This window comes from Candidatus Schekmanbacteria bacterium (assembly GCA_003695725.1).
Lineage (GTDB): Bacteria > Schekmanbacteria > GWA2-38-11 > GWA2-38-11 > J061 > J061.
The window spans coordinates 1-4,341 of record RFHX01000244.1 but is presented as its reverse complement, the minus strand read 5'-3'; the positions used below and the strand labels follow the sequence as shown (position 1 = coordinate 4,341).

General features: G+C 34.9%; 6 protein-coding genes. 5 read left to right on the top strand and 1 reads right to left on the bottom strand.

All coding sequences use genetic code 11. The features are described 5' to 3' along the window. The first annotated feature begins 69 nt into the window (after window positions 1-69). The 5 genes from D6734_09515 (at window position 70) to D6734_09495 (ending at window position 2,832) form a co-directional block, all read left to right on the top strand. On the top strand, window positions 70-372 hold the full coding sequence (locus D6734_09515; protein RMF93685.1) for a hypothetical protein: 303 nt from the start codon (window positions 70-72) through the stop codon (window positions 370-372). A gap of 97 nt (window positions 373-469) precedes the next feature. Further along, a complete protein-coding gene (locus D6734_09510) occupies window positions 470-649 on the top strand; it encodes a hypothetical protein (GenBank protein ID RMF93684.1) in 180 nt (59 codons plus the stop codon). A gap of 24 nt (window positions 650-673) precedes the next feature. Next, window positions 674-1,762 (top strand): hypothetical protein, encoded by a 1,089-nt coding sequence (locus D6734_09505; GenBank protein RMF93683.1) that lies wholly within the window; start codon window positions 674-676, stop codon window positions 1,760-1,762. Between the two features lie 5 nt (window positions 1,763-1,767). Next, entirely contained in the window at window positions 1,768-2,349 is a 582-nt protein-coding gene (locus D6734_09500; GenBank protein ID RMF93682.1) for a hypothetical protein, read from the top strand. Between the two features lie 294 nt (window positions 2,350-2,643). After that, window positions 2,644-2,832: a hypothetical protein gene (locus tag D6734_09495; protein RMF93681.1), complete on the top strand. Its 189-nt coding sequence runs from the start codon at window positions 2,644-2,646 to the stop codon at window positions 2,830-2,832. 114 nt (window positions 2,833-2,946) lie between these two features. On the opposite strand, the gene D6734_09490 is transcribed toward D6734_09495, so the two are convergent. Then, entirely contained in the window at window positions 2,947-4,095 is a 1,149-nt protein-coding gene (locus D6734_09490) for a hypothetical protein (GenBank protein ID RMF93680.1), read from the bottom strand. Window positions 4,096-4,341: the final 246 nt, after the last annotated feature.

The following is a 4,341-nucleotide window of genomic DNA, read 5'->3' as shown; positions in this document are numbered from 1 at the left end:
GTTGTGAACCAATTTTTCTTTATTTTTAAAATTAGATAATGTCTGAATCTATCAGAGGGGATGGGGGAGATGGACGCCGTTGATATATTTCATTTCTTCGATGATCTCAATAAAAATTTGTTACAAATAAATTTTGGCAGCATTGAAGTATTTTTCAATGAAGGCACCATTGAAAATATTGATATATGGATTTCAGTCAGAAAAGAAGAATCCTTCAAATCTCCCCAAATAACAAAAGACACAATCAAATTGATTGAAAAAATCACTACTAAAAGTCTTGATATGCTATGCGGTTCTGTAACAATAAAATTTTCTAATGCCAGAATAGTAGATTGCAAAATGCGATTTTGTATTTCGAAAAGAGCGAAATAGGTTGGTGATGCCATAGTAATAACGCCGGTCAGGCAAGCTGAAGGCGGATATCGATGTGATATCCGTCTTTTGTTTTTGTAAGAAACGGAAATTTACAATGGGAAATATTGAAGAATTTAAAAAATTTATGAAGCTTCAAATTCTTTTTCTGAAAATATACAAATTTTACATCCGTCTGAAATGCAGGAAAAGGATAAACGACACAGAAGCATTGCAGTTATGGATAAAAAACGGATGCGCATCCCTCTTTAGGCGAATTTTCGGGAGAAAAAGTTAATTAGTATTTTAGTGAGGTGTGTGTATGAACATATATGCCGGTGTTGAAGAAGAGTTAAGAGTAATATCATTATCGAATTTTGGGTATTACAGCAATAAGGAACAAATGCATAAAAAAGATGTATTGAGTTTCTTCAATAGTGTTAATGAGATTACCAATCATGTTAGCTGTACTACTTATCAACATGATATATTCATAGATAATGGCTCACGAGTAAACATTGAAGTGCCACAATTCGAACCGGAAATATCTACACCCGAGCTTGTGTTGAATGATAACCCGCTTTCCCATAAACTTTTCATTTCTCAAATTTTGGCTAACCGTTTAATTGTTTTAAAAGCAATCGATAATTTAAAAAGAAAAGGGGTAAATCTTGATATTTCGTTAGCAGCTGTTTTGCCTTGGCTTCACAACTCTCCAAACGGTATGGGAGAGCATCTTCATCTATCAAGCCATTATTCAATACCAGAACGAACTTTGAACTCTATATTCCTAACGCTCATCTGCACTGATCCAAGTTTCTGCGGTGTTGGAGCGCCTTCGACTAATCTTTCCTCAGGCGGTTTTGAAGCTTCAGCGAAGGTTCGAACCCACAACGCATTTTCCTCAGACTTGTGCCAATCCAGAAAACCGTTGCTCTCGGAAAGAAATAGGTATGATCTTCCCGCTGATTGGTGTTATTTCAAAGTTGTGAATCTCGAGGCGGCAAAATCACAGCGACAAATGCTTCTTTCCTGTCTCAAAAAAGCAGCTGTTCTGTTCCTTATAATACAGGGCGCAGATTTTTCGGGATTTTCGAATTTTTTGCCTATTGCACCTGTTGAAGATGTAAAAAAATTCAGCTTCGACCTTTTTGGAAACTCTATACGTATTCCCTTCAAGGACGGAAATTCCTATACATGGCTCGAGGCAGATGAAAAATATTATAATCTTGCCAATGACTACGCAAAAAAGAACAAATCAGCACCGCATTGGTTCAAGTGGACTATTAAGGAGTGGGAATACTGGCGCAACATTTACCTTACAAAGGATTATGAAAAGCTTTCTCAAATTTCTGACAAGGGAATTAAACTATTCCTCCTCTTCAACCCCATCTGGCAAAAGAGAAGCTAAACTGGGTGCAGATTCGCGATGCCGGAGCTATAGCAGGAATAATCAAAAATTCCATCGATGTTTTATCAATCCCTGTCAACTGGTATGACAACCTCCTTAGCTGTAAATCTCCTAAGGAGTTTTGTAAGTATTATCTCTTTAAACCCACATTTGAATACATAGATATGCTTGTCAGGAAAGGACCCTTGAAAACTTGGGCAACGCTGACATATGCGGTCAAAGTTTTTTTTAAAATTTCTGTTATAGATTTTCGTTATTCTTTCATACGTAGCAACGGCATCTTTGAATCACTTGATAAAAAAGGATATTTAAACCACAAGGTTGTTTCTGAAAAAGAAATCAGTAAGCGAATGAAAACACCTCAGCCCGACTCTATTAGGGCAATGTTTCGCGCCTCGATGATTAAACTATATCACGATAGTCAGGATGCTATCTGCGGATGGGAAAAGTTTTCTGTTGGGGAAAACACTTATAAAATGCCGACACCCGATTGCTCTTTTCCCAATTTCAAAAAAACAAAGTTCAAGAAAATCATCAAAAAAATATATTTATTTCTTAATTGCCTAAAGGTTCTATTTTTCAAATAGACATCCTATTTGGTGAGGGAAAAAATGGATATGTACGAAAGAATGAATTCAGGAAGATTATTGTCATTGTCAATCCGGATGACTCATTTTCACGAAACAATTTTTTGAATGCCTTTTGGCTTTTTCATCGACGCTTCCGTATCTATTCGAATCACATAACAAAAGGTCGAGAGAATATGGGGAATGGAGACAATTTTTTTGTCAATAGGTTTGGTTATATACAAGTTGTTAGATTTAAGAATAGCACCATACAACAGGAAGTGTATCACTGCTAATACAAGACATTGAAGATTTATGAGAAAGGAGGTGAAAAAAATGGAGACATCTATACACACTCCGTCTATTCCGGAAGTGCCTGCAAATGTTTTGCACATTGATGAGAAAACATTGAATGAAGTTTTTGACGCAACAGAATCAGCAAATAGGGATAGTGACGAGATAAAAAAAATCATAACTAAAGTTGAAGATGTGGAAGGCGAGTAATAAAAGCTAAAAGGGGGGAAGAAAATCTTCCCCTTTTTAAAAAACCTCTTGAATTCAAAATCTATTCAACGAGATGAGAGCTATTTTATGATCTTCTTGACTTAATCAGCTAAATTAAAAAACACATTTATTACCCAAATCTATTACTCTCTTCTTATCAATATGTTTACTGTCAAAATTTAATTTTTCTGCTTCGGACCTTATACTGTCAGAACTTATTCTATTATTTTCACCTGATTTTCCTTTAGTCAAATTCATCATAATTATCAAGAATGCTGCTTCCTTTGGCTGCATATGTTTGCACGGCAGATTATTTACTTTTACTGAAATCTTTTTGTTTGTTAACTTAAATTTAATATCATTCACGGGAAACTTAAAATAAAACCTTCTTGTATTGGTATTAGTTATGATTTCTTTTGAGAGGCTTTTATTCAATTTTGTCATACAGTCATAAATATTCTCATAGCTCCATATCCTGCTAATCCAAATTTGTTCTCTTGCATCATAATGCTCCAAGCCATAAAAAATGTCTTTTAATTCTATGCTTGGCGCCTGAATATTATCTTGCTCCATATTAACCTTGACCAAGACCTCCAAATTCTGGGTAATTTCACCTTCAAAACCATTTAGGCGGGAAAGAATCTTTTCAAGTTTTATTAGATTGTTGTACTGGCTTATATAAAGAGAGCATCCATATGTTCCAAGTGACCGACACCCGTATATATTGATAACTATTTTATCAGGAAAAATATATCTTCCCACAACACCAAAGTCTTCATATGGAATATCTGTTTTTTTGTCCGATTTTGGAAGATATTGCTTCCCCTGCACAATAATCTTTTTGTCACCTAAATCATCTGGAACTTTTATCTTTTGAACTTGCTGAATCTTTTCTATAATTTTCTTTATACCATCACTTCTAAAAAGGGCTTTAACAGGACGTCCCAAAAGAATTATATTTTCTCCGAGAGAACCGTAATTTATTTTTTCATTGTCAGCAACTATCTGCAATGTATGTGAAAAAAAAGGTAATGGAAAAAGTCTTGCCAAAGCACCTATTGATAAACCGTCCCTCACCCAGTAAGAAGTTGAAACAGGACACAATATCTGCTGTTCTGCATGAAAGGTATGAAAAAAAGGCTTAAAAAATCCAGCACCAAGGTCTGCGAAAATTTCTCGATAAATGTTACCTACTATTCTCTCATGCTTCCAAATTCTTTCCAATCGATCATTTCTATTATTTGTATTATTTTTGTTTTCCATTTTCTCCATCCCCCAAGTTTCAAGATAGCTTTTTTTCTCGGAATATCAAGTTAACCAAGCGCAATTAAGCATTAAAGAGGATAGGTTATTTCTCCTTCTTTCTGCCAACAATTTCAAAATTGTGATTGCATTCACAACTATTATTCATTCCACACTTAAACTCTATTGTGTATCTGACAAGAAATGAAAGATGAGCCATTTTGCTCATAAAACTGTTTACCGACACCATAAAGCATAGGTGAATAG

Excerpts from the sequence above, each read along its gene's own strand:
- D6734_09515 (RMF93685.1), top strand. The coding sequence starts at position 70 with ATGGACGCCGTTGATATATTTCATTTCTTCGATGATCTCAATAAAAAT.
- D6734_09510 (RMF93684.1), top strand. The coding sequence starts at position 470 with ATGGGAAATATTGAAGAATTTAAAAAATTTATGAAGCTTCAAATTCTT.
- D6734_09505 (RMF93683.1), top strand. The coding sequence starts at position 674 with ATGAACATATATGCCGGTGTTGAAGAAGAGTTAAGAGTAATATCATTA.
- D6734_09495 (RMF93681.1), top strand. The coding sequence starts at position 2,644 with ATGAGAAAGGAGGTGAAAAAAATGGAGACATCTATACACACTCCGTCT.
- D6734_09490 (RMF93680.1), bottom strand. The coding sequence starts at position 4,095 with ATGGAAAACAAAAATAATACAAATAATAGAAATGATCGATTGGAAAGA.